The sequence below is a fragment of the Streptomyces xantholiticus genome (assembly GCF_014651015.1).
In the GTDB taxonomy this organism is placed as follows: domain Bacteria; phylum Actinomycetota; class Actinomycetes; order Streptomycetales; family Streptomycetaceae; genus Streptomyces; species Streptomyces xantholiticus.
Map to the genome: position 1 here is coordinate 82,405 of NZ_BMWB01000009.1, position 22,343 is coordinate 104,747.

General features: G+C 70.6%; 17 protein-coding genes. 8 read left to right on the forward strand and 9 right to left on the reverse strand.

The features are described 5' to 3' along the window. The first annotated feature begins 8 nt into the window (after positions 1–8). Both cydD and IE198_RS16245 read left to right on the forward strand, forming a co-directional pair. The gene (gene cydD / locus IE198_RS16240) at positions 9–3,629 is read left to right on the forward strand and encodes a thiol reductant ABC exporter subunit CydD (RefSeq protein WP_189887085.1); all 3,621 of its coding nucleotides are present in this window, start codon (positions 9–11) and stop codon (positions 3,627–3,629) included. A gap of 489 nt (positions 3,630–4,118) precedes the next feature. Continuing rightward, positions 4,119–5,165, forward strand: coding sequence for a M23 family metallopeptidase (locus IE198_RS16245; protein WP_189887087.1), 1,047 nt, complete (start codon positions 4,119–4,121; stop codon positions 5,163–5,165). Positions 5,166–5,195: 30 nt separating this feature from the next. Here the strand turns inward: IE198_RS16245 and IE198_RS16250 are convergent, their stop codons facing one another. Next, positions 5,196–6,038: a Cof-type HAD-IIB family hydrolase gene (locus IE198_RS16250; protein ID WP_229833988.1), complete on the reverse strand. Its 843-nt coding sequence runs from the start codon at positions 6,036–6,038 to the stop codon at positions 5,196–5,198. A gap of 122 nt (positions 6,039–6,160) precedes the next feature. Here IE198_RS16250 and IE198_RS16255 point away from each other — a divergent pair, with 122 nt between their 5' ends. Beyond that, positions 6,161–7,060, forward strand: a complete 900-nt coding sequence (locus IE198_RS16255; protein WP_189887091.1) for an LLM class flavin-dependent oxidoreductase — start codon at positions 6,161–6,163, stop codon at positions 7,058–7,060. 23 nt (positions 7,061–7,083) lie between these two features. Here IE198_RS16255 and IE198_RS16260 read toward each other — a convergent pair whose 3' ends face one another. From IE198_RS16260 to IE198_RS16270, 3 genes are all read right to left on the reverse strand, one after another. Next, positions 7,084–7,662, reverse strand: coding sequence for an RNA 2'-phosphotransferase (locus IE198_RS16260; protein ID WP_189887093.1), 579 nt, complete (start codon positions 7,660–7,662; stop codon positions 7,084–7,086). 127 nt (positions 7,663–7,789) lie between these two features. Then, positions 7,790–8,731: a MerR family transcriptional regulator gene (locus IE198_RS16265; RefSeq protein WP_189887095.1), complete on the reverse strand. Its 942-nt coding sequence runs from the start codon at positions 8,729–8,731 to the stop codon at positions 7,790–7,792. A 34-nt stretch (positions 8,732–8,765) separates the two neighbouring features. Further along, a complete protein-coding gene (locus tag IE198_RS16270; RefSeq protein ID WP_268246482.1) occupies positions 8,766–10,541 on the reverse strand; it encodes an SDR family oxidoreductase in 1,776 nt (591 codons plus the stop codon). Positions 10,542–10,798: 257 nt separating this feature from the next. On the opposite strand from IE198_RS16270, the gene IE198_RS16275 reads away from it, so the two are divergent. The 5 genes from IE198_RS16275 to IE198_RS16295 all read left to right on the forward strand — a co-directional run bounded on the left by IE198_RS16275 (position 10,799) and on the right by IE198_RS16295 (position 15,272). Next, on the forward strand, positions 10,799–11,761 hold the full coding sequence (locus IE198_RS16275; RefSeq protein WP_189887280.1) for an ABC transporter ATP-binding protein: 963 nt from the start codon (positions 10,799–10,801) through the stop codon (positions 11,759–11,761). Continuing rightward, positions 11,758–12,666 (forward strand): ABC transporter permease, encoded by a 909-nt coding sequence (locus IE198_RS16280; protein WP_189887099.1) that lies wholly within the window; start codon positions 11,758–11,760, stop codon positions 12,664–12,666. The genes IE198_RS16275 and IE198_RS16280 overlap by 4 nt, the downstream gene beginning before the upstream one ends. Next, on the forward strand, positions 12,663–13,574 hold the full coding sequence (locus tag IE198_RS16285; protein WP_189887101.1) for an ABC transporter ATP-binding protein: 912 nt from the start codon (positions 12,663–12,665) through the stop codon (positions 13,572–13,574). Before IE198_RS16280 ends, IE198_RS16285 begins: the two co-directional genes overlap by 4 nt. A gap of 17 nt (positions 13,575–13,591) precedes the next feature. Beyond that, positions 13,592–14,311: an ABC transporter permease gene (locus IE198_RS16290; protein ID WP_189887103.1), complete on the forward strand. Its 720-nt coding sequence runs from the start codon at positions 13,592–13,594 to the stop codon at positions 14,309–14,311. Positions 14,312–14,582: 271 nt separating this feature from the next. After that, complete coding sequence (locus IE198_RS16295) at positions 14,583–15,272, forward strand: hypothetical protein (RefSeq protein WP_189887105.1); 690 nt, start codon at positions 14,583–14,585, stop codon at positions 15,270–15,272. A 255-nt stretch (positions 15,273–15,527) separates the two neighbouring features. Here IE198_RS16295 and IE198_RS16300 read toward each other — a convergent pair whose 3' ends face one another. The 5 genes from IE198_RS16300 to IE198_RS16320 all read right to left on the reverse strand — a co-directional run bounded on the left by IE198_RS16300 (position 15,528) and on the right by IE198_RS16320 (position 22,335). Beyond that, positions 15,528–16,340: an HAD family hydrolase gene (locus IE198_RS16300; protein ID WP_189887107.1), complete on the reverse strand. Its 813-nt coding sequence runs from the start codon at positions 16,338–16,340 to the stop codon at positions 15,528–15,530. Then, a complete protein-coding gene (gene serS, locus IE198_RS16305; protein WP_189887109.1) occupies positions 16,337–17,614 on the reverse strand; it encodes a serine--tRNA ligase in 1,278 nt (425 codons plus the stop codon). Before serS ends, IE198_RS16300 begins: the two co-directional genes overlap by 4 nt. Positions 17,615–18,187: 573 nt before the next feature. Beyond that, a complete protein-coding gene (gene pheA, locus IE198_RS16310; protein WP_189887111.1) occupies positions 18,188–19,123 on the reverse strand; it encodes a prephenate dehydratase in 936 nt (311 codons plus the stop codon). A gap of 32 nt (positions 19,124–19,155) precedes the next feature. Next, a complete protein-coding gene (efeB, locus tag IE198_RS16315) occupies positions 19,156–20,424 on the reverse strand; it encodes an iron uptake transporter deferrochelatase/peroxidase subunit (RefSeq protein ID WP_189887113.1) in 1,269 nt (422 codons plus the stop codon). A 6-nt stretch (positions 20,425–20,430) separates the two neighbouring features. Continuing rightward, positions 20,431–22,335 carry a copper resistance CopC/CopD family protein gene (locus IE198_RS16320; RefSeq protein WP_189887114.1) on the reverse strand — a complete coding sequence of 635 codons (1,905 nt, stop codon included), beginning with the start codon at positions 22,333–22,335 and terminating at the stop codon, positions 20,431–20,433. Positions 22,336–22,343: the final 8 nt, after the last annotated feature.

Here is a 22,343-nt window from a genome sequence, read left to right on the forward strand (position 1 = left end):
TGTTTCACGTGAAACCGATCGATCCGCGCCTGCTGCGGTACGCACGCGCCACCCGCGGTTTCCTGGCAGCGGTGGTGGTGCTCGGGGTCGTCGGAGCGGCCTTGGTCATCGCGCAGGCGATGCTCATCGCCGAGGTGGTGGTGGGGGCGTTCCAGCGGGGGCTGCCGGTCGCCGACCTCGCTGCCCCCCTGACCCTGCTGGCCGCGGTGGCGGTCGGCAGGGCGGCCGTCTCCTGGCTGACCGAGCTGGCCGCGCACCGGGCCAGCGCCGCGGTGAAGTCCGAGCTTCGGCGCAGGTTGCTGAACCGGGCCGCCGAGCTCGGTCCGGGCCGGCTGAGCGCGCATGGGCCCTCCCCTGCTCAAAGCGCTGGGGAAGGCACCGGTTCGCTCGTCGCCCTGGCCACCCGCGGCGTCGACGCGCTGGACGACTACTTCTCGCGCTATCTGCCCCAGCTCGGCCTCGCGGTCGTGGTGCCCGTCGCGGTGCTGGCGCGGATCGTCACCGAGGACTGGGTCTCGGCCGCGGTCATCGTGGTGACCCTGCCCTTGATTCCGCTCTTCATGGTGCTGATCGGCTGGGCCACGCGGACGACCATGGACCGCCAGTGGCGGCTGCTGTCCCGGCTCTCCGGTCACTTCCTCGACGTGGTCGCCGGGCTGCCGACGCTGAAGGTGTTCGGCCGGGCGAAGGCGCAGGCCGAGTCGATCCGCACCATCACCACCCAGTACCGGCAGGCGACCCTGCGCACGCTGCGGATCGCGTTCCTTTCGTCGTTCGCGCTGGAGCTGCTGTCCACGCTGTCGGTGGCCCTGGTCGCCGTCGGTATCGGTATGCGTCTGGTCCACGGCGATCTGGATCTGTACACGGGGCTCGTCATCCTGATCCTCGCCCCCGAGGCCTATCTGCCGATCCGGCAGGTGGGTGCCCAGTTCCACGCCGCCGCCGAGGGGCTCTCCGCGGCGGAGGAGATCTTCGAGGTACTCGAGACCGCACCCCGACGCTCGGGCGGGTCCCCCGTCCCGGGCACGCTCCGGCTGGAGGTCGACGCGGTCACCGTCCGCCACAAGCGGCGCAGTGAAGCGTCGCTGGACGCCGCCTCGCTGGTGGTGGAGCCCGGCGAGACCGTCGCACTCGTGGGGGAGAGCGGCGTCGGCAAGTCCACGTTGCTCGACGTCCTGCTCGGCTTCGTGGACCCGGTGGAGGGGCGGGTGCGAATCGGCGGGACGGATCTCGCCGACCTGGACATGGAACGGTGGCGGGAGCAGATCGCCTGGGTCCCCCAGCGGCCGTATCTCTTCTCCGGGACGATCGCCGAGAACGTGCGGCTCGCGCGGCCGGACGCTGACGACGCGGCGGTCCTGGCAGCGCTTCGGGAGGCGGGGGCGTACGAGTTCGTCTCCGAGCTCCCCCTGGGGCCGGAAACTCCGATCGGGGAGGACGGCGCCGGTCTCTCGGCAGGTCAGCGGCAACGGCTCGCGCTGGCACGGGCGTTCCTGGCGGACCGGCCGCTGCTGCTGCTCGACGAGCCGACGGCCGCGCTGGACGGGGCCACGGAAGAGGGCATCGTCGAGGCGGTGGGCAGGCTGGCACGGGGACGGACGGTGCTGCTGGTCGTGCACCGCCCGGCACTCCTGGCGGTGGCGGACCGGGTGGTCACCCTCTCCCGTACGGCAGAGGCAGCCGCGTCAACCGCAGACCCCGTGGCACCGGCAGGCACGGCCGGGACGCGGGCCCCGGCGGCGGCACGGACAGGTACGGAGGCCGGTACGGAGGCACCCTGGGCTGCCGCACCACAGGCGCCGGTCCGGATCCGGAAGGGCCGGTCACCGCTGGTGCGGGTGCGTGGGGCCGCCCGTCATCTGCGCGGACGGCTCGCTCTGGCCCTTCTGCTGAGCAGTCTGGCCCTCGGCTCCGCCGTCGGGCTCATGGCCGTCTCCGGTTGGCTCATTTCCCGTGCGTCCGAACAGCCGCCGGTACTCCATCTGATGGTGGCCGTGACGGCGACCAGGGCCTTCGGCATCGGACGGGCGGTGTTCCGGTACGCGGAGCGCCTCGTCTCCCACGACGCCGTCCTGCGGATGCTCGCCGAGCTGCGGGTCGCGGTGTACGCCAGGCTCGAACGCATCGCCCCGGCCGGACTCGGCAGGACCCGGCGCGGTGACCTGCTGTCCCGGCTCGTCGCCGATGTGGACGCCCTTCAGGACTACTGGCTGCGCTGGATGCTGCCCGCCGCCACGGCTGTTCTCGTCGGCGCCGGATCCGTCGGCTTCACGGCCTGGCTGCTGCCCGAGGCCGGTGCGGTCCTGGCCGTCGGCCTGCTTCTGGCGGGAGTCGGCGTACCGCTGATCAGCGGTATGTTCGCCCGGCGTGCGGAAGAGCAACTGGCCCCGGCGCGCGGCTCCTTGGCCACCAGGGTCGTCGACCTGCTGCGCGGAAAGGCCGAACTGACCGTCGCCGGTGCGCTCCCCCGGCGCCTCGACTCGATACGTGACGCGGACCGGACGCTGACCCGCATCGCCGCACGGCAAGCCGCCGCCACGGCGCTCGGCGCCGGCTTCTCGGCCCTCGTCTGCGGGCTGACCGTGGTGTGTGCCGCGGTGGTCGGCGTTCGGGCGGTGTCGGGGGGACGTCTCGACGGCGTCTGCCTGGCGGTCGTCGTGCTCACGCCCCTCGCCGCCTTCGAGGCCGTGACCGCCCTGCCCGTCGCCGTGCAGTACCGGCGACGTGTGTCGCGCAGCGCCGAGCGGGTGCACGAGGTCCTCGACGCGCCTGTCCCCGTCCGGGAGCCGGAACGGCCGGCCACCCCGCCCCACACCGCCTTCCCGCTGGTGCTGCGCGGGGTCGGCGCCCGCTACGTGGATCAGGAGCGGGACGCGCTGAGCGGTTTCGACCTGAACCTGACCGCAGGCAAGCGGTTCGCCGTCGTCGGTGTCTCCGGCTCGGGCAAGACGACACTCGCGCAGGTGCTGCTCCGCTTCCTGGACGCCGGCGCGGGGACGTACACCATCGGCGGTGTCGACGCGGCCTCCATGGAGAGCGACGCGGTGCGGCGGTACGTGGGACTGTGCGCCCAGGACGCCCACCTCTTCGACAGTTCGGTACGGGAGAACCTACGGCTGGCGCGCACGGACGCGACCGAGGAGGAGCTGAGGCGGGCGCTGGACGACGCACGGCTGCTGGAATGGGTCGACGCCCTGCCCGACGGGCTCGACACCCTCGTCGGCGAGCACGGCGCCCAGTTGTCCGGCGGTCAGCGGCAGAGGCTGGCTCTGGCACGCGCGCTGCTGGCCGGGTTCCCGGTGCTCGTGCTGGACGAGCCCGCCGAGCACCTCGACCTGGCGACGGCTGACGCGCTCACCGCCGACCTGCTGGCGGCGACCGGGCGGCAGGCGGCAACGGGCACCGGCACAGCAGCCGGCGAGGCTCCCGCGACCGTCCTCATCACCCACCGGTTGCGCGGCCTGGAGGCGGTCGACGAGGTCGTCGTCCTGTCGGCGGGGCAGGTCGTGCAGCGCGGACCGTACGACGATCTCGCCGTTGTCGAGGGCCCGTTCCGGACGATGCTGGAGCGTGAACGGGCCACGGACGGGATCGGCACCCGACCGTCCCTGTCACATGGGACCCGCTAGCCCCGGGGCGTGACCTCGCGGGAATCGGAGGGCCTGCTCGACGCCGCGGCTCGGGCGGCCCGCACACTTCCTGGCCTGTCCGCCGAGGTCACCGCAGCTGCTGGAGGCCATGCACCCGGGGCGGCACGGGCTCGAACTGCACGCGACCCTCGACCGCATCCGCCGCACGCCCGCCGAGCGGTTCGGCCCGCCGGATGAGGTTCCGCAGGCCCGCTGCGCAGCCCGCCGGCAGGCAGTCCGACGCTGCCGTCAGCGACCGCACCATGGTGACGCGGGAGGGGCCCGCCGAGGGCCGCCCCCGATCCTCGTACGGTACGACTGATCCCGCCCCGTACTACCCGGCCCGCGCCGGCCGGCACCTCGTACGGCCTGATCCGGACGGGAGGCCTCGCTCGTGGTCGCCCGAGTTGCGGCTGTGACTGGGCCAGTCGGCCGTACGACACCGCATCGGTCCCTGCGATCCGGCGGTTCCTGGGTGACGATCCGTGAATGTGCTTGAAACACCGCGACCGGATGCTGATCGTCCCGGTGATGCTGTGCGCGCTCCTCGGCACACCGGCCCCCACCGCCGTGGCGAACGACGGCCCGGCGCCTCCGACCGGTGTCGAGGTGGCGCGGCTCTACGCGGAGGCGGCCAAGGCGACGGAGCAGTACGAGAAGGGCCGGCGCGCCGCCGACCGGCAACGGGTCACGGCCGGTCGGCTCCAGGACAGACTGACGCAGCAACGGGAACGCCTCGACGCCGTCCACGACACCCTCGGCGGCGTCGCGCGCGAGCAGTACCGCACCGGCGGTTCGCTCGCCCTCACCGGTCGGCTGCTGCTCGCGGACGACCCGGACGCGCTGCTGCGCGGCTACCGTGTCGCCGAACGGGCCGAGAAGGCCGTGAGCCGGCTGCTGGACCAGGAGCGGGCGGCCGAGCGGGAGCTCGCCGCGGCAGAGGCGGACGCCGACGCCGCCTGGCAGGACCTCGCCGCACGCAGCACGCGACTGGCGGCCGTCAAGCGGGGCATCGAGACCAAGCTGGAGACGGCGCAGTGGAAACTGCAGGCCGAGGCGGACAGCAGCGCGGCAGCGGGCAAGTGCGCGGGGGCCGTGCGTCTGAAGCAGCCGGGCGGCCCGCCGAAGGGCCTCGAGTGGGTGGCGCCCGTGAAGGACTACAGCCTGTCCGCCGGATTCGACAGTGCGGGGGAGATGTGGGCGCACCGCCACACGGGCCAGGACTTCGCCGTGGGCATCGGTGCTCCCGTGCGGTCCGTCGGGGCGGGCCGGGTCACCTCGGTCTCCTGCGGCGGAGGCTTCGGCATGCAGGTCCTGGTGCAGCACCCCAACGGCTACTACTCGCAGTACGCCCACCTGGCAGGCGTCACCGTCGACCAGGGCGAGCAGGTGGCCACCGGCCAGTGGATCGGCCAGGCGGGCACGACGGGCAACTCGACGGGACCGCACCTGCACTTCGAGGTGCGGCTCACGCCGTATCTGGGCTCGGGGGTGGACCCGGTGTCCTGGCTGCGCGAGCGCGGCGTGTACCTCTGACCCCGGGGCCCTGGAGCCCGCTGCCCTGCGTCAGGCCTTCTGCTGCTCCGCGCGCCGGGCGACGATCTGCTCGATGACCACCGCGACACCGTCCTCGTTGTTGGCGACCGTCCGTCCGGAAGCGGCGGCGATCACATCGGGGTGCGCGTTGCCCATGGCGTAGGACGTGCCGGCCCAGGTCAGCATCTCCACGTCGTTCGGCATGTCGCCGAAGGCCACCACCTCGTCGGCGGAGATCCCGCGCTGCGCACAGCACAGTGCGAGGGTGCTGGCCTTGCTCACCCCCAGACCGCTGACCTCCAGTAGGGACGTCGGACTGGAACGGGTGAAGGAAGCGAGCTCGCCCGCCGCCGTACGGGCGAGGGTGAGGAAGCCGTCGGGCGTCAGCTCGGGGTGGTGAGCCAGCAGCTTGATCACCGGGGCGCCCTCGCCCGGCTGTTCCTCGTGGAGCAGCTTCTCGGCCGAGGCGACGGTGGCCCCGGGGTCGAGGTGGAAGGGCGGATAGGCGGGTTCGTAGTGGATGCCTGTGGTGAGCTCGACCGCGAACGAGGTGCCGGGGGCGGTGGCGCGCAGCGTCCGTACGACGTCCATGGCGGTCGATCGCGACAGGTCGCGGACCTCCAGCAGCTTGCCGCCGGCGTGCAGGTCGACCACTGCGGCGCCGTTCGCGCAGATCGCGAGGCCGTGGCCGTGGACGTGGTCGCTGACGACGTCCATCCAGCGGGCCGGCCTGCCGGTGACGAAGAAGACCTCGATCCCGACCGCCTCTGCTGCGGCGAGTGCGGCGATCGTCCGGTCGGAGACCGATTTGTCGTCCCGCAGCAGAGTGCCGTCGAGGTCGGTGGCGATCAGCCGGGGTGTGGTGGTGGGCATGCGGCGGGGATCGGTAGCTGAGGTCACAGATCCATTCTCCCGTACTGGGGTGCACGGGCGTGCGAGAGGGCGCACATCTGAGTGGGCGACTCGGCGAGGTCCCGCCACGTACTCTCGAGGGCATGCGTCTGAGCACTGTGATACTCCCCGTCCGCCCCTGGCGCAGCGGTGGCCGCGACGAGTGGCTGCGCGCCGAGCAGCTCGGTTTCCACACCGCGTACACGTACGACCACTTGTCGTGGCGGACCTTTCGCGACGGCCCCTGGTACGGCGCCGTTCCGACGCTGACCGCCGCTGCCGCGGCGACCGAGCGGCTGCGGCTCGGCACGCTGGTCACCTCGCCGAACTTCCGGCATCCGGTGACGCTGGCCAAGGACCTGATCTCGCTGGACGACATCTCCGGCGGTCGCTTCACTCTGGGCATCGGCGCCGGCGGCACGGGCTTCGACGCCACCGCGCTGGGTCAGGAGGCGTGGACACCGCGGGAACGGGCCGACCGCTTCGCCGAGTTCGTGCCGCTGCTCGACCGGCTGCTGACCGAGGACTCCGTGACCCACGAGGGGGACTTCTACTCGGCGGATCAGGCGCGGAACATCCCGGGGTGTGTGCAGCGGCCCCGGTTGCCGTTCGCCGTCGCGGCGACCGGCCCGCGGGGACTGAAGCTGGCGGCGCGGTACGGGCAGGCCTGGGTGACCACAGGGGACCCGAAGCTGTTCGAGACGGGCAGCCCGGAGCAGTCCCTCGAGGCCATCCGAGGCCAGATCGACAAGCTGGCGAAGGTTTGTGCCGACACTGGCCGTGAGGTGTCCGAGCTGGACAAGGTGCTGCTCACCGGCTTCACCCCCGACCGGGGCCGTCCCCTCGAGTCGCTGGACGCGTTCGTGGACTTCGCCGGCCGGCACTTCGAGCTCGGATTCACCGAGATCGCCATCCATGCACCGATCCCGGACTCCGACTTCGCCGCCGATCAGGCGGTCTTCGAGCGGATCGCGACCGAGGCCCTGGCACAACTGGGCGGCTGACGGGTCCGAAGGCGGCCCGCCCTTCAGGCGTGCCGGTCCGGGAAGCGGATGAACTCCGGCGGTACGGAAGCGGTGAGCCAGACGCCGTTGGCGCTGACCCGGAAGACGAGGCCGGCCCGGTGCATCGCGCCCGCGTGCACGGGAAGGACGACGGGGCGGCCACGGCGGGCGCCGACGCGAGTCGCCGTCTCCCGGTCGGGCGACAGATGGACGTCGTGGCGGGCCATCGGCCGCAGGCCTTCGGCCCGGATGGCGTCGAGGCTGTCTGCGACGGTCCCGTGGTACAGGTAATCGGGCGGTTCCGCCGGGGGCAGGCCGAGATCGACGTCGACGGTGTGGCCCTGGTTGGCACGGATGCGTCCGCCGTCGATCGTGAAGCGCCGCTTGTCGTTGACCGCCACGACGTGGTCGAGTTCGGCGCGGGTGAAGCGGAAGCCGTGCTCGGCCGCCGCGCGCATCAGCTCGTCGATCTCCACCCAGCCGTTCTCGTCGAGGGTGATGCCGATCCGGTCCGGTTGGTGGCGCAGATGTTTGGAGAGGTACTTCGACACCCTGACTGTGCGTCTCTCGTCGGGGGCCCTGCTGTCGGATCCTGCGTTCATGCGGCCAGCGTGCCTGGCCGGATGTCGGCGACGCCACTTATAAAATTTCGGTCCGGATGTTTGATCCACAGTCAACTTGACTTATCCACAGAGGAATTGGCGTTTCTGTGGACAAGGGCCTTGCGAATCAGTCGCTTTGGTCAAGTATGCCCTGTTTCCTGTGGTTTGCCGTCAAGGACTCCAATGTTCTGCTGTACAGCTCGCGTTGTGTGGCGGCGTGGACGAATGCAGCGACGTTGTCCATGCCAACCAGACGGGCCACGGCCTGCCTTGTCTCATGCGGCAGGGACACCGTGGCGCGGCCCTCGACCACTTGCGCCCTACCCTCCGGAATGAGGTGGCGCTGAAGCTGCAGCGTGGCGAACGCCCGCATGGCACGCGCCAGTTCCGCGTCGATCGTCTGCTGCGCGAGAGGGCGCAGACGCCGTACGAGTGTCGCCGCCTCGGCCGCATCGGCGTCGGTCGGCGGCCCGTTCTCCAGAAAGCGGGCGAAGACGTGCTCCGCCGTGAACTCGAGGAAACGGGAGGCGATGTGCTCGACCTGCTGCCTAACCTCCCTGAGATGCCTGATGATTTCGGCCAGTGGAACACCGGCCGCGTGCAACTCGGCGGCCACCGCCAGCGCTTGGGGACTCGGTACGACGAACTCGTCCTGCTTGCCGGGGACAGGTTCCAGTACGCCGAGCTCCACCGCCTCGGCGAGAGCGTCCTCGTCGGGCGTACCGCCGAATCTGCGCTCCAGTTCCCGACGGGAGATCCTGTCGGCCTCCTCGTCGGTCCACGGTCCCTGCACCTCCGCCACCAGCCCGAGCACCCCGCCGAGGCCGCGACCCGTGTCCCAGGCCTCCAGAAGCTCCTTGATGGACGCCAGGGTGTAGCCACGGTCGAGCAGGTCCGCGATCCGGTGAAGCCGGGTGAGGTGGGCGGAGCCGTAGACGTTGGAACGTCCCCGTCGCTCTGGTCTCGGGAGCAGTCCGCGGTCCTGATAGGCGCGGATCGTCCGGACCGTGGCGCCGCTGCGGTGGGCCAGGTCCTCGATCCGGTATTCGGCTGCAGGCTGCTCCGGCACGTTCCGCTCCCTCAACAACCCTCTGCCGCAGGGCTCACAGCCTCGGCCCGATTCTGGCGAGGGCACGCAGCACACCGGGAGCGAGGCGCGACAGGACACGAGCACCACGGGCCTCGGGAGTGACCGGCACGACCGCCTGGTTGCGCGCCACTGCCCGCAGGATCGCCTCCGCGACCTTCTCCGGAGGGTAGTTGCGCAGCCCGTACAGCCGGGCGGACTTCTTCCGGCGCCGCTTCTCCTCCATCTCGTCCACCCCGGCGAAGCGTGCGGTGGCGGTGATGTTGGTTTTGACGATGCCCGGGCAGATCGCGGTGACGCCGATGTCCCGGCCGGCCAGCTCGGCGCGCAGGCATTCGCTGAGCATCAGCACCGCGGCCTTCGAGGTGCTGTACGCGGGCAGGCTCCTGGTCGGCAAGTAGGCGGCGGCAGAGGCGACGTTGACGATGTGACCGCCCTGGCGGCGCTCGGCCATCAGACCGCCGAAGATCCGGCAGCCGTGGATCACGCCCCACAGGTTGACGTCCAGCACCTGCTTCCAGTCGTCGGAGGCGGTGTCCAGGAAGGGGCCGGAGAGACCGATACCGGCATTGTTGACCAGCACGTCGACGGTCCCGTACCCGGCGGTGACCTTCTCCGCCAGCTTCTCCATGGCCTGCTCGTCGCTGACGTCCACCACTTCGGCCCAGGCGGCCGAGGCGCCGGCGTGCCGGGCGGCCTCCGCCGTCCTCGCCGCGCCCTGCGCGTCGCGGTCCACGGCCACGACCCGCGCTCCCGCCTCTGCGAAGGCGAGTGCCGTGGCGCGTCCGATGCCGCTCGCCGCACCGGTCACCAGGACGAGCCGGCCGCCGAACCGTTCCGCGTACGGGCCGGTGGCGGCCTTCGCCGCCGTCCCGGCCGGACGGTGTGACCCGTTCTCCTGGGCTTCGACGAAGTCGGTGATCCACCAGGCGAGTTGGTCGGGACGTGTACGGGGCACCCAGTGCTTGGCGTCCAGCGTGCGCCGGGTCAGCCGCGGCACCCACTCGCCGAGGTCGTCATGGAGCCGTTCCGACAGGAACGCGTCCCCGGTCGGGGTGATCAGCTGGACCGGCGCGTGGGCATGCGCATCGGTACGCGGGTGATGCAGCCGCGCCCGGACGTTGTCCCGGTAGAGCCAGGCGCCGTGGGTCGCGTCCTGCGGCAGGGAGGCCGTCGGGTAGTCACCGGTCGGTACCTTCTCGAGCCGCTCCAGCATCTTCGGCCAGAGCTTGCCCAGCGGGCCGCGCCAGGCCAGCTCGGGCAGCACCGGCGTGTGGAGCATGTACACGTACCAGGACTTGGCGCCCTGGTCGAGCAGCTGTCCCACCCTGCGCGGGGTGGGGCGGCTCATCCGGCGCTTGATCCAGTGCCCGAAGTGGTCAAGGGACGGGCCCGACACGGACGTGAAGGAGGCGATGCGGCCCTCGGTGCGGCCGACGGTGACGAACTCCCAGGACTGCACGGACCCCCAGTCGTGCCCCACCAGGTGCACGGGCCGGTCCGGGCTCACCGCGTCGGCAACGGCCAGGAAGTCGTCCGTCAGCTTCTCCAGCGTGAAACCCCCGCGCAGCGGCTTCGGCGCGGTGGAGCGGCCGTGGCCCCGGACGTCGTACAGCACCACGTGGAAGCGCTCGGCCAGGCGGGCCGCGACCTCGGACCAGACCTCCTTGCTGTCCGGATAGCCGTGGACCAGGATCACGGTCGGCCGTTCGGCGTCGCCCAGTTCCGCGACGCACAACTCGATCCTGCCCGTGCGGAGCCGGCGCTCCCGCGCCCCCGACAGTCCTCGCACGCTCACCGGTCCATCCACCGTCCGTCCCCTGTGCGACACGAGTCGTAACCTCACATCGATGAATGTGACAATGACCGGCGGCCGGGTCAAGGGGTGTGCACGACGCATCACCGCAGGACCTGGACCCGTCTCCCTGAGTGCCGCACTCCACTTCGGTCGCACAGCCCCTACGGGCGCGTACCTCTTGAGTCGGAGACGGGTCCAGCCGCGAGGCTGACGTCAGCTGTGTCGCGCGCCACTACCTTCGAAACGTGACTGTGATCGCGACCGAAAGCCTGAGCAAGCGGTTCCCCCGGGTGACCGCGCTTGACCGGCTCTCGTTGGACATCGGCCCCGGTGTGACCGGCCTGGTGGGCGCCAACGGAGCCGGCAAGTCCACGTTGATCAAGATTCTGCTGGGACTGTCCCCCGCCACGGAGGGCCGCGCCGCCGTGCTCGGCCTCGACGTCGCCACCAAAGGCGGCGAGATCCGTGAGCGGGTCGGCTACATGCCCGAGCACGACTGCCTGCCGCCCGACGTCTCGGCCACCGAGTTCGTCGTCCATATGGCGCGCATGTCCGGCCTGCCACCGACCGCCGCAAGGGAACGCACCGCCGACACCCTGCGCCACGTCGGCCTCTACGAGGAGCGCTACCGCCCCATCGGCGGCTACTCGACCGGCATGAAGCAGCGCGTCAAGCTCGCCCAGGCCCTGGTCCACGACCCGCAGCTGGTCCTCCTCGACGAGCCGACCAACGGTCTCGACCCGGTCGGCCGCGACGAGATGCTGGGCCTGATCCGGCGCGTCCACACCGACTTCGGCATCTCGGTCCTGGTCACCTCGCACCTCCTCGGCGAACTCGAGCGCACCTGCGACCACGTCGTCGTCATCGACGGCGGAACGCTTCTGCGCTCCAGCTCCACCAAGGACTTCACCCAGACCACCACCACACTCGCGGTCGAGGTCACCGACTCCGACACCCATCCCGACGGCACGGCCGCACTCCGGGCGGCCCTTGTCGCCGCCGGGCTGCAGGTGCACGAGCGCACGGAGGACGGTCTGCCGGGCGCCGGCCACATCCTGCTGCTGGAGGCTACCGGCGAGGAGACGTACGACGTCGTCCGCGACGCCGTCGCCGACCTCGGCATCGGCCTCGTACGGATGGAACAGCGACGCCACCACATCGCGGAGGTCTTCCGCCCTGAGGCCGTCCAGGCCATGGAGGTGCAGGCCCGATGAGCACCCACACACACGGCGGTCGGACGCCCGAGGCGACGCGGATCCACAACATCGGATACCGCCACTACGACGGCCCGCGCCTCGGCCGCGCGTACGCGCGCCGCTCCCTCTACTCGCAGTCCCTGCGCGGCGCCTTCGGTCTCGGCCGCTCGGCCAAGTCCAAGGTGCTGCCGATGATCCTGCTCGGCGTCATGTGTCTGGTCGCGGCGATCATCGTGGCGGTGGCCGTCGCCACGCCCAACATGACCGACCTTCCACTCGAATACACGCGGTACGCGATCGTCATGCAGGCGCTGATCACCCTCTTCCTGGCGGCGCAGGCGCCGCAGTCGGTCTCCCGCGACCTGCGGTTCAAGTCCGTGCCGCTGTACTTCTCACGGCCCATCGAACGCGTCGACTACGTCCTCGCCAAGTTCGCGGCCATGGCGTCGGCCGTCTTCCTGCTCACGGCGACGCCGCTGGTGATCCTCTATCTCGGCGCACTGCTGGCGAAGTTCGACTTCGCCGACCAGACGAAGGGCTTCGCACAGGGCATGGTCTCCGTGGCGCTGCTGTCCGTCCTCTTCGGCGGAATCGGGCTCGTGCTCGCCGCGTTCACCCCGCGCCGCGGCTTCGGCGTCGCCGCGGTCATCGCGACCATGACCATCACCTACGGCGCGGTCTCCACCGTCCAGGCCATCGCCTGGGAGACCGGATCGTCCGGTGCCATCCAGTGGCTGGGCCTGTTCTCACCGGTGACGGTCATCGACGGGGTGCAGACCGCCTTCCTCGGCGCCACCTCCGCCTTCCCCGGCGGCGAGGGCCCCGGCACCGGTGCCGGGGTGGTCTATCTGCTCGTCGTCCTCGCGCTGGTCGCCGGTTCGTACGGCGTCCTCATGCGCCGCTACCGAAAGGTCGGGCTGTGACCACGATCAGCATTGACAACACCTCGCGGTGGTTCGGCAACGTCGTCGCCGTCAATGACGTGACGATGACCATCGGCCCGGGCGTCACGGGGCTGCTGGGCCCCAACGGCGCGGGAAAGTCGACCCTCATCAACATGATGGGTGGCTTCCTCGCTCCCTCGGGCGGCACCGTCACCCTCGACGGGGCGACGATCTGGCGCAACGAGTCGGTGTACCGGCAGATCGGCGTCGTCCCCGAGCGGGAGGCGATGTACGACTTCCTCACCGGCCGTGAGTTCGTCGTCGCCAACGCCGAACTCCATGGTCTGGGCGCCAAGGAGGCACAGAAGGCGCTCGCGACGGTCGAGATGGAGTACGCGCAGGACCGCAAGATCTCCACGTACAGCAAGGGCATGCGCCAGCGCGTGAAGATGGCCTCCGCCCTGGTGCACGAGCCGTCCGTGCTGTTGCTGGACGAACCGTTCAACGGCATGGACCCGCGCCAGCGGATGCAGTTGATGGACCTGCTGCGGCGGATGGGCGCCGAAGGCCGCACCGTGCTGTTCTCCTCCCACATCCTGGAGGAGGTCGAGCAACTCGCCTCCCACATCGAGGTGATCGTCGCCGGACGCCACGCGGCCAGCGGTGACTTCCGCCGTATCCGCCGGCTGATGACCGACCGGCCGCACCGGTATCTCGTACGGTCCAGCGACGACCGGGCGCTCGCCGCGGCCCTGATCGCCGATCCGTCGACCGCCGGGATCGAGGTCGACCGGGCCGAGGGGGCGCTGCGCATCCAGGCCGTCGACTTCGGCCGGTTCACCGAACTGCTGCCGAAGGTCGCCCGCGAGCACTCCATCCGGCTGCTCACGGTCTCTCCCTCCGACGAGTCCCTCGAGTCGGTCTTCTCCTACCTCGTAGCGGCCTGAAAGGAGCTGTGACGCACATGTACGACCCCACAGTCGCCAGGCTCACCTATAGGGCCGTCCTCGGCAGGCGCCGCGCCGCGATCCTGTTCGTGCTCCCCGGGCTGCTGCTGCTGATCGCGGCCGCCGTGCGGGGCTTCAACGGCGCCGACGACCAGGTCGCGGCCGATGTCCTCGGCGGGTTCGCCGTCGCCACGATGGTGCCGCTGATCGGAGTCATCGCGGGCACCGGCTCGATCGGTCCGGAGATCGACGACGGCTCGATCGTCTATCTGCTGGCCAAGCCGGTGAAACGGCCGACGATCATCTTCACCAAGCTGATCGTCGCGATCGCCGTGACGATGGCCTTCTCCGCAGTGCCCACCTTCATCGCCGGTTTCATCCTGAACGGCAACGGCCAGCAGATCGCCGTCGCGTTCACCGTCGCCGCACTCGTAGCCTCGATCGCCTACAGCGCGCTCTTCCTGCTGCTCGGCACGGTCAGTCGGCACGCCGTGGTCATCGGACTCGTCTACGCCCTGGTGTGGGAGACGCTGTTCGGCAGCCTCGTGCCCGGCGCCCGCACCCTCAGCGTCCAGCAGTGGTCGCTGTCGCTCGCAGAGAAGATCGGCGGCGAAGGGCTGATCGGCTCCGACGTGGGCCTGCCGACCGCGGTCGCGCTGCTGGCGGGCGTCACGGTGGCCGCGACCTGGTACGCGGGTCAGAAACTGCGCGTCCTCAAGCTCGCCGGCGAGGAGTGACCGGAAGTCTCCTCCCGCCTCGGCCCCTGCCCCCGACCGGCAGGGGCCGAGGCATATCGCGTAACTGTACGGTTATCGGCTCGTTGGGCACCGTGCGTGGAGGCAACTGGAGTTCGTGACGTCGAGGGTTCGTGAAGTCGGGGATTGCCGGTGCCGAGGCGAGGTTCTCGCCCGGGCCGGTCATTGAGTGGGTTGCACCGTGAGCCGACCTCCGCCCCTGTGCCCGGGGAGAGGGCTGTCCCTGACGGTTTCACGAACGGAAGACATTCCCATGCCGACGGAAATGGTCCTGCTCGAGTCGCGCGCGATGCGCGTCGAGCACGCGGGCCGGGTCGAGGCGCTCGACAAGGTGAAGGCTCTCGCGCTGCTGCCCGACAGCATTCATGTGTCCACAGAGGGCGTCGCGCGGTACTTCGAAGTATCCACAGCGGTGATCAGGCAGGTGACCTCGCGGCACCGCGAGGAGCTCACCGAGAACGGGATGCAGGTGCTGCGCGGCTCTGAACTGCGCGAATATCAGAGTGACAACATGTCACTCTCATACGAGGGTGAGACAGGTTATCCACAGCGCCGCTCCAGCCTCACTCTCTTCACCCGCCGGACGGTGCTCAACATCGCGATGCTGCTGCGCGACAGTGACGTCGCGCGCCGCGTCCGCACCCACCTCCTCGACGCCGAGGAGTCCTTGCGTGAGGGCTACGCCTCGCTCGACCGGCGGGTCACCGCCGTCGAGCACTGCCTGGCCGGTGTCGGCACGGCCCTGCAGGAACTGGGTCCGGTGCTCAACCGGATGTCGGAGCGGCTCGACCGCCTCGACCACCGGCTCGACGCCACCAACCGGGTCGTCGCCGCGATGAGCAACCGGCTGTGCGAGCTGTCCGACGACATGGCCCGGATGGACGCCCGGATGGACGACCTCGCCCGTCAGTTGCGGGATCTTCGTCGTCGCAGGCACCGCTGATTAATCGGTGGCGCAGGACCGACCGGCCCGGCACAGTTGTGGAGCCGGGACAGCACATCAGTGCGATCGGCGCCACCGACCGGGAGAGGAGCGCGGCGATGACCAGGAGTTCGAGTCCCGTCCCGTCGTGCTTCCGTCGAGGCGGCACCCGGCAGGCAGCGGAGTAGTCATCACACTCCGCACGGCCGCCGGGCGGCCGCCCAGGGGGCGGCCGCTTCGAGCGCGCATCCGCGCGGGCCGCCCCCTCCCGGCACTTCAGCCGGCGAGCAGATGCTCCAGCACCACCGCGATGCCGTCGTTGTCGTTCGACGCGGTGATCTCGTGGGCCACGGCCTTCAGCTCGTCGTGCGCGTTCGCCATCGCCACACCGTGCGCGGCCCATCCGAACATCGGGATGTCGTTGGGCATGTCGCCGAAGGCGATCGTGTCCGACGCCCGCAGACCCAGCCGCCGGGCGGCCAGCGACAGGCCGGTGGCCTTGCTCAGGCCCAGCGGCAGGATCTCCACGACGCCCGCGCCGGCCATGACCACGTCCACCAGACTGCCGACCGTCGCCCTGGCCGCCTTCGCCAGTTCGTCGTCGCCGAGCGTCGGGTGCTGGATGTAGACCTTGTTGAGCGGGGCGGCCCACAGGTCGGCCGGGTCGTGCATCGGCACGTACGGCAGCGGACCTTCCTGCACCCGGTAGCCGGAACCGACGAGCACATCGCCCTCGAGGCCGTCGCGGCTCGCGGCGAGCAGCAGCGGGCCGACCTCCGCCTCGATCTTGGACAGGGCGAGCCCCGCCAGCTGCCGGTCGAGCGTCACGGACGTCAGCAGCCGGTGCTCACCCGCGTGGTAGACCTGCGCCCCCTGCCCGCAGACCGCGAGACCGTCGTACCCCAGGTCGTCCAGGATGTGCCGGGTCCACGGCACGGCCCGCCCGGTGACGATGATGTGCGCGGCGCCCGCCGCGGTGACCGCCGCGAGCGCTTCGCGCGTGCGCTCCGAGACCGTGTCGTCGTCACGGAGCAGCGTTCCGTCGAGATCTGTGGCGACGAGCTTGTACGGAAAGGGGGCGGTGCTCACTTGGAGATCGGCTCCAGCAGCTCCCGGCCGCCCAGGTAGGGACGGAGCACCTCGGGAACCCGTACGGAACCGTCCGCCAGCTGGTGGTTCTCCAGGATGGCCACGATGGTGCGCGGCACGGCGCACAGGGTGCCGTTCAGCGTCGCCAGCGGCTGCACCTTCTTGCCGTCGCGCATGCGCACGGCCAGGCGGCGGGCCTGGAAACCGTCGCAGTTCGAGGCGGAGGTCAGCTCGCGGTACTTGCCCTGGGTCGGGATCCACGCCTCGCAGTCGAACTTCCGCGATGCCGACGCGCCCAGGTCTCCGGTCGCCACATCGATCACCTGGAACGGCAGCTCCAGGCCGGTCAGCCACTGCTTCTCCCACTCCAGCAGCCGCTTGTGCTCGGCCTGCGCGTCCTCCGGCGCGACGTACGAGAACATCTCGACCTTGTCGAACTGGTGGACGCGGAAGATGCCGCGGGTGTCCTTGCCGTACGTGCCGGCCTCGCGGCGGAAGCAGGGCGAGAAGCCCGCGTACCGCAGCGGCAGCTTGTCGGCGTCGATGATCTCGTCCATGTGGTACGCGGCGAGCGGGACCTCGGAGGTGCCGACCAGGTAGTAGTCGTCCTTCTCCAAGTGGTACACGTTCTCCGCGGCCTGGCCGAGAAAGCCGGTGCCCTCCATGGCACGCGGGCGGACCAGCGCCGGGGTCAGCATCGGGACGAAGCCGGCCTCGGTGGCCTGCGCGATGGCCGCGTTGACCAGGGCGAGCTCGAGGAGCGCGCCGACGCCGGTGAGGTAGTAGAAGCGCGAGCCCGACACCTTGGCGCCGCGCTCGACGTCGATGGCGCCCAGCGCCTCGCCGAGCTCGAGGTGGTCCTTGGGGGTGAAGCCCTCCGCGCCGAAGTCGCGGATCGTGCCGTGCGTCTCGAGGACGACGAAGTCCTCCTCGCCGCCGACCGGGACGTCCTCGTGGACGAGGTTGCCGAGCTGCAGCAGCAGTCGGCGGGTTTCTTCTTCGGCGTCGTTCTGCTCGGCCTCCGCCGCCTTGACGTCGGTCTTCAGCTGCTCGGCCTTCCCCAGCAGCTCGGCCCGCTCTTCCGGTGTGGCCTTGGGGATCAGTTTGCCGAGCGACTTCTGTTCGGAGCGCAGCTCGTCGAAGCGCAGGCCCGAGGACCTTCGCCGCTCGTCGGCGGAGAGCAGGGCGTCGACGAGGTCGACGTCCTCTCCACGGGCGCGCTGGGAGGCGCGAACACGGTCTGGGTCCTCACGAAGCAGGCGAAGGTCAATCACCCCACCAGGCTACCGGTGCTGCTTCGAATTCCGCTGGCGTATCACTTTGTCCCAATTGCGGTGTTTGTCAAATGATGGCAGCGCCGGCAGTCGTGACAGAAAACCCGAATCCGCCACCGTCGAACTGTCATGATCGCTTTCTCCGGAGGAGCGGGGCGGCTACCTCCTGATCGATGGCGGCGCCCGTCCGCGGCGGGGGCTGGCGCCGGCTTGTCCACAGGGATGCGCCGTGCCGGAAAGTTATCCACAGGCTGTGTGGGTGATCTGTGGATTCCGGAAGTGATCATTCCCGAAGTCGTTCCCAGGCTCTGGAATTCCCCCGTCAAACCGGTCACACGCACTCATTCGAGTGGGAATTCCTCGCTCCAAGGAGTTGATCAATGGAATGTGGGTGACGGCGTCCACCTTCCGTTCTGTGGACGGAAGTGGGATGGCCGAGGTGATTTGTCGACCCTGTGCCGTTCTGTTGTCGACTTGTCCCCAGGTCGAGAAGCGATCCTGTGGACAAGTTCTGTGGACAACGAAAATCTGCAGGTAGGACCGGCCGGGCAACCGTCCCGCGACGACCGGACGTCAGGCGCGCCCGTCCTGGCAGCGCGCCAGCCAGTCCGAAGCCGCCGTGAACTCTGCGTCCGAGGTCCCCGCCCGCAGTGGCCGGACCTCCTTCACCGCGACACCGGCCCGCGGGTACGAACCGAGGAAGCGCACCCTTGGACAGATCCGCTTCAGGCCCATCAGAGCTTCGCCCACGCGCCGGTCCGCGATGTGTCCTTCCGCGTCGACGGCGAAGCAGTAGTTGCCGATACCGGCGCCCGTCGGCCGGGACTGGATCAGCATCAGGTTGACCCCGCGCACCGCGAACTCCTGCAGCAGCTCCAGCAGGGCGCCCGGATGGTCGTCGCCCAGCCAGATGACGACGGAGGTCTTGTCCGCCCCCGTCGGCGCCGAGGGCCTGGCGGGCCTGCCCACCAGGACGAAGCGGGTCTCCGCGTTCTCCGCGTCGTGGATCTCGGTGACCAGGGGAGTCAGCCCGTAGGTGGTCGCCGCGAACTCTCCCGCGAAGGCCGCGTCGTAGCGCCCTTCCTGTACGAGCCTGGCCCCGTCGGCGTTCGAGGCGGCCGACTCCCACACGGCGTCCGGCAGGTTCTTGCGCAGCCAGTTCCGCACCTGCGGCTGCGCGACCGGATGGCCGGTCACCGTCTTCACCTCGGAGAGCGTGGTCCCCGGGCGCACCAGCAGCGCGAAGGCGATCGGGAGCAGCACCTCGCGGTATATCATCAGCGGCTCGCCGGAGGCCAGCTCGTCGAGCGTGGCGGTGACGCCGCCCTCCACCGAGTTCTCGATCGGTACGAGAGCGGCCGCGGCCTCCCCGCCCCGTACGGCGTCGAGCGCCGCCGGCACGGAGACCATCGGGACGAGCTCCCGGGTCGCGGCTTCCGGGAGACTGCGCAGGGCGGCTTCGGTGAAGGTGCCCTCAGGACCGAGATAGGTGAAGCGCGTGGCCGACATACCGTCACCCTAATGCGCTCGGGAGCCGTCCATCATGCTTCCAGCAGACGCTGCCCCACGTACTCGCCCTTCCCCGGTCCGCCCGGTACCGCGAAGAGCCCGCTCGCCTCGTGCCGGATGAAAGGGGACAGGGCGTCCCCCCGGTCCAGCTTGCGCTGCACCGGCACGAAGCCGCGCAGCGGATCGGCCTGCCAGCAGATGAACAGCAGACCTGCGTCGGGGGTCCCGTCCGGGCCGATCCCGTCGTGGAAGGAGAAGGGCCGCCGCAGCATCGCGGCGCCGCCGTTCTGCTCCGGTGCGGAGATACGGGCGTGCGCGTTGTCGGGGACGACGAGCTTTCCGTCCGGCCCGGTCGCGTCGAGCGCGAGCTCGGTCGTCTCTGTGCCACCGGTCAGGGGGGCGCCGTCGGACTTCCGCCGTCCGATGACCTTCTCCTGCGTGTGCAGGGGGAGCTTCTCCCAGTCGTCGAGCAGCATCCGGATGCGGCGCACGACCGCGTAGGACCCGCCCGCGAGCCATGGGTGGTCGCCGCCCGACGGTACGAAGACACGCTGGTCGAAGTCCGGTTCCGACGGCTTCGGATTGCCGGTGCCGTCGACCTGACCCATCAGGTTCCGCGCGGTCATCGGCCGGGCGGTCGCGCCGGGTGAGCGGTTGAAACCGTTCATCTGCCAGCGCACCCCGGCCGCTGCGCCCGCCGCCTTCTGGATCGCCCGCAAGGCGTGGAAGGCGACCAGCGCGTCGTTCGCGCCGATCTGCACCCACAGGTCACCGCCCGACCGCTTGACGTCCAGTCGGTCGGAGGAGAACGACGGCAGCGGGTCGAGGCCGGGCGGGCGCTGCGCCACCAGGGACGTGCGGTCGAAGAAGGAACGGCCGAACCCGAAGGTGACGGTCAGCGAGGAGGGCCCGGCATCGAGCGCCACGCCCGTGTCGCCGTCGCCCGCCGGCCTGCCCGCCATGAGCTCGCCCGCCAGCACCGACCAGCGCCGCATCAGCGCCGCCGCCTCCTTGCGTCCGGCGCCCGGGGCGAGGTCGAAGGCGACGAGATGGCCGTGAGCCTGCTGCGGTTCCGTGATGCCGGCCTGGTGCGGACGGTCGTGGAACGCGATGCCGGTGGACCCGACGGTGGCCAGCGCCGTCGGCTTCTCCTCGGCCGCCGCATAGGACGCTGCACCGCCCGCGGCGCCCAGCACCAGACTCGTCGCGCCGACGGCGCCCGCGGTGCCGAGCAGCCGTCGCCTGGAGATGCCGTCCTCGGGTGCGCCTTCCGCGGAGGTCTCGGGTGTTACAGGTGTCACGCCGGATCAGCCGATCTTGATGTTCTTGTCGATGGTGGTCTGGTCGATGTCCGAAGTCCGCACGGTCACCTTGACCGTCCAGTCGCCCGGCATCGGGATCTGGACGGCGCTCGCGGTCCAGTGTCCCGCGGTGAGGCGGTCGGGGGTGATGGGGAGCGGGCCGATCTGCTTCGCCTTCAGGGTGAACGAGACCTTCACCTCCGGGGCGTCCAGCGGCTTGCCGTCCGGTGACTCGGTCCACAGGTGCATGTCGTTGCCGCCGGAGAGCGCCGGGTCCAGGCTGAGCCGTACCGTTCCCTTTCCCTTCTCGCCGCCGGTGTCGAAGGGCAGCTCGATCTCCGTCGGGCCGGCCGGGCGGGCGGCGGCCTGGGAGTTGCCCGCCTCGGCGGCCGCCTCCTCCGTGCGGCCCGGCTCGGTGGAGGTGAGCATCGTGGTCACGGCCAGCAGGATCACGGCGACAGCCGTCTCCGCCACTACGGAACGCCGCAGTCCGGAACGCTCGTTGTCCGCGTCCCGGTTCCGCTTCCGCTCCGCCGTCGCCACGGCGGCCCTCTGCCGGGCGAGTTGCGCCGCCCGCTTCGGGTCGGTGGAGGCATCGGCACTTTCGCCGGAGCCGGCGGTCGTCTCCTTCTCCCTCTCCGGGGCGATCTCCGTGACCTCGGAGAGCTGTCCGGTCCAGCGTCGCGAGACCCATGCCACGCCGACCATGACGGCGACCAGCGCCACCTTGATCAGCAGCAGTTGCCCGTACCGGGTGCCGGTCAGCGCCGACCACGAGCCGACCTGCCGCCACGACTGGTACAGCCCCGTCGCGGCCAGCACCACGACGCTGGCGAAGGCGGCGGTGGAGAACCGCTGTACCGCCCGGCGGTCGATCGGCGCCGACCGGTGGAGGACGCTCAGCAGGGTGGCGAGTCCGCCGAGCCAGACCGCGACGGCCAGCAGGTGCAGTACGTCGACGGGCATCGCGACGGCCGACTGGACACCGGTCGAGGCGTGCTCCGACAGCGCCCACGTCGCGGCGATACCGGCCGCGACGACCGTTCCGCCGATGGCCAGTCCGAAGGTCAGGTCCTTCTTCTCGGTCTCGTCCTCCCGCTTCGCATACGCGCCGAAGAGGACCGCCACGAAGAGCGCGGCCGCACCGAGCAGCAGCAGCCGCGACACCAGCGCCGCGCCCGTCTTGGATTCGAGGACGGCCGGCAGCGCCCCGAGGTCGAGCACGTCCGCGAGCTTGCCGGAGCCGGTGTACGGGCCGCGCAGCAGAAGCATCGCGAGGGTGGACGCGGTCATGGCCACCCAGCCCTGGACGACCAGGCGCTGCACGGGACGGACGGTGGCGCCCCGCTGCCAGCACAGCAGCACGAAGGCCGCGCCGCCGGCGAGGAGCACGAAGCCGCCGTACGCGGCGTAGCGCGCGACGTCGTACAGGAAGCCGACGACTCCGCCGCCGGCCTCCTCCTCGGGCAGCGCGACCTCTGTCTTCGAGGGCGCGCCGATGGAGAAGGTGAACGCTCCGGAGACGGGGTGGCTGTCCGCGGAGACGGCCTGCCAGGCGACGGTGTACGTGCCGTCGGGCAGACCGGAGTGAAGTGCCACGCCGTAGACGACGGTGCCCCCGGTGCCGAGGTCGCGGACCTCGGCGGTGTCGGCCCGTTTGCCGCTGGGCTCGAGAACCCGGATCGAGTCGTCGCCCATGGCGATCTGTTCGGAGAAGGTGAGGGTGACCTCCTTGGGCGCGGTGGCCACCACCGCCCCGTCCTTCGGATTGCTTCCGGTGAGCGCGGCGTGCGCCGACGCGGGGCTCGCGCCGGCCAGCAGCGCGCCGAGGAGCGTGCCCACGAGCACGGTCACGGAGAGCAGCACCCGGACCGGGCAGGACGGGCCGAAGCGCGGGGCGGTGGCTGTCATCAGGTGAT

What these genes read in the sequence shown, in the direction of transcription:
- IE198_RS16260 (WP_189887093.1), bottom strand. Translation starts at nt 7,662, where the DNA reads ATGAACGCAGGATCCGACAGCAGGGCCCCCGACGAGAGACGCACAGTC.
- IE198_RS16320 (WP_189887114.1), bottom strand. Translation starts at nt 22,335, where the DNA reads ATGACAGCCACCGCCCCGCGCTTCGGCCCGTCCTGCCCGGTCCGGGTG.
- IE198_RS16255 (WP_189887091.1), top strand. Translation starts at nt 6,161, where the DNA reads ATGCGTCTGAGCACTGTGATACTCCCCGTCCGCCCCTGGCGCAGCGGT.
- pheA (WP_189887111.1), bottom strand. Translation starts at nt 19,123, where the DNA reads ATGTCGGCCACGCGCTTCACCTATCTCGGTCCTGAGGGCACCTTCACC.
- IE198_RS16245 (WP_189887087.1), top strand. Translation starts at nt 4,119, where the DNA reads ATGTGCTTGAAACACCGCGACCGGATGCTGATCGTCCCGGTGATGCTG.
- IE198_RS16280 (WP_189887099.1), top strand. Translation starts at nt 11,758, where the DNA reads ATGAGCACCCACACACACGGCGGTCGGACGCCCGAGGCGACGCGGATC.
- IE198_RS16290 (WP_189887103.1), top strand. Translation starts at nt 13,592, where the DNA reads ATGTACGACCCCACAGTCGCCAGGCTCACCTATAGGGCCGTCCTCGGC.
- IE198_RS16250 (WP_229833988.1), bottom strand. Translation starts at nt 6,038, where the DNA reads ATGCCCACCACCACACCCCGGCTGATCGCCACCGACCTCGACGGCACT.
- IE198_RS16295 (WP_189887105.1), top strand. Translation starts at nt 14,583, where the DNA reads ATGCCGACGGAAATGGTCCTGCTCGAGTCGCGCGCGATGCGCGTCGAG.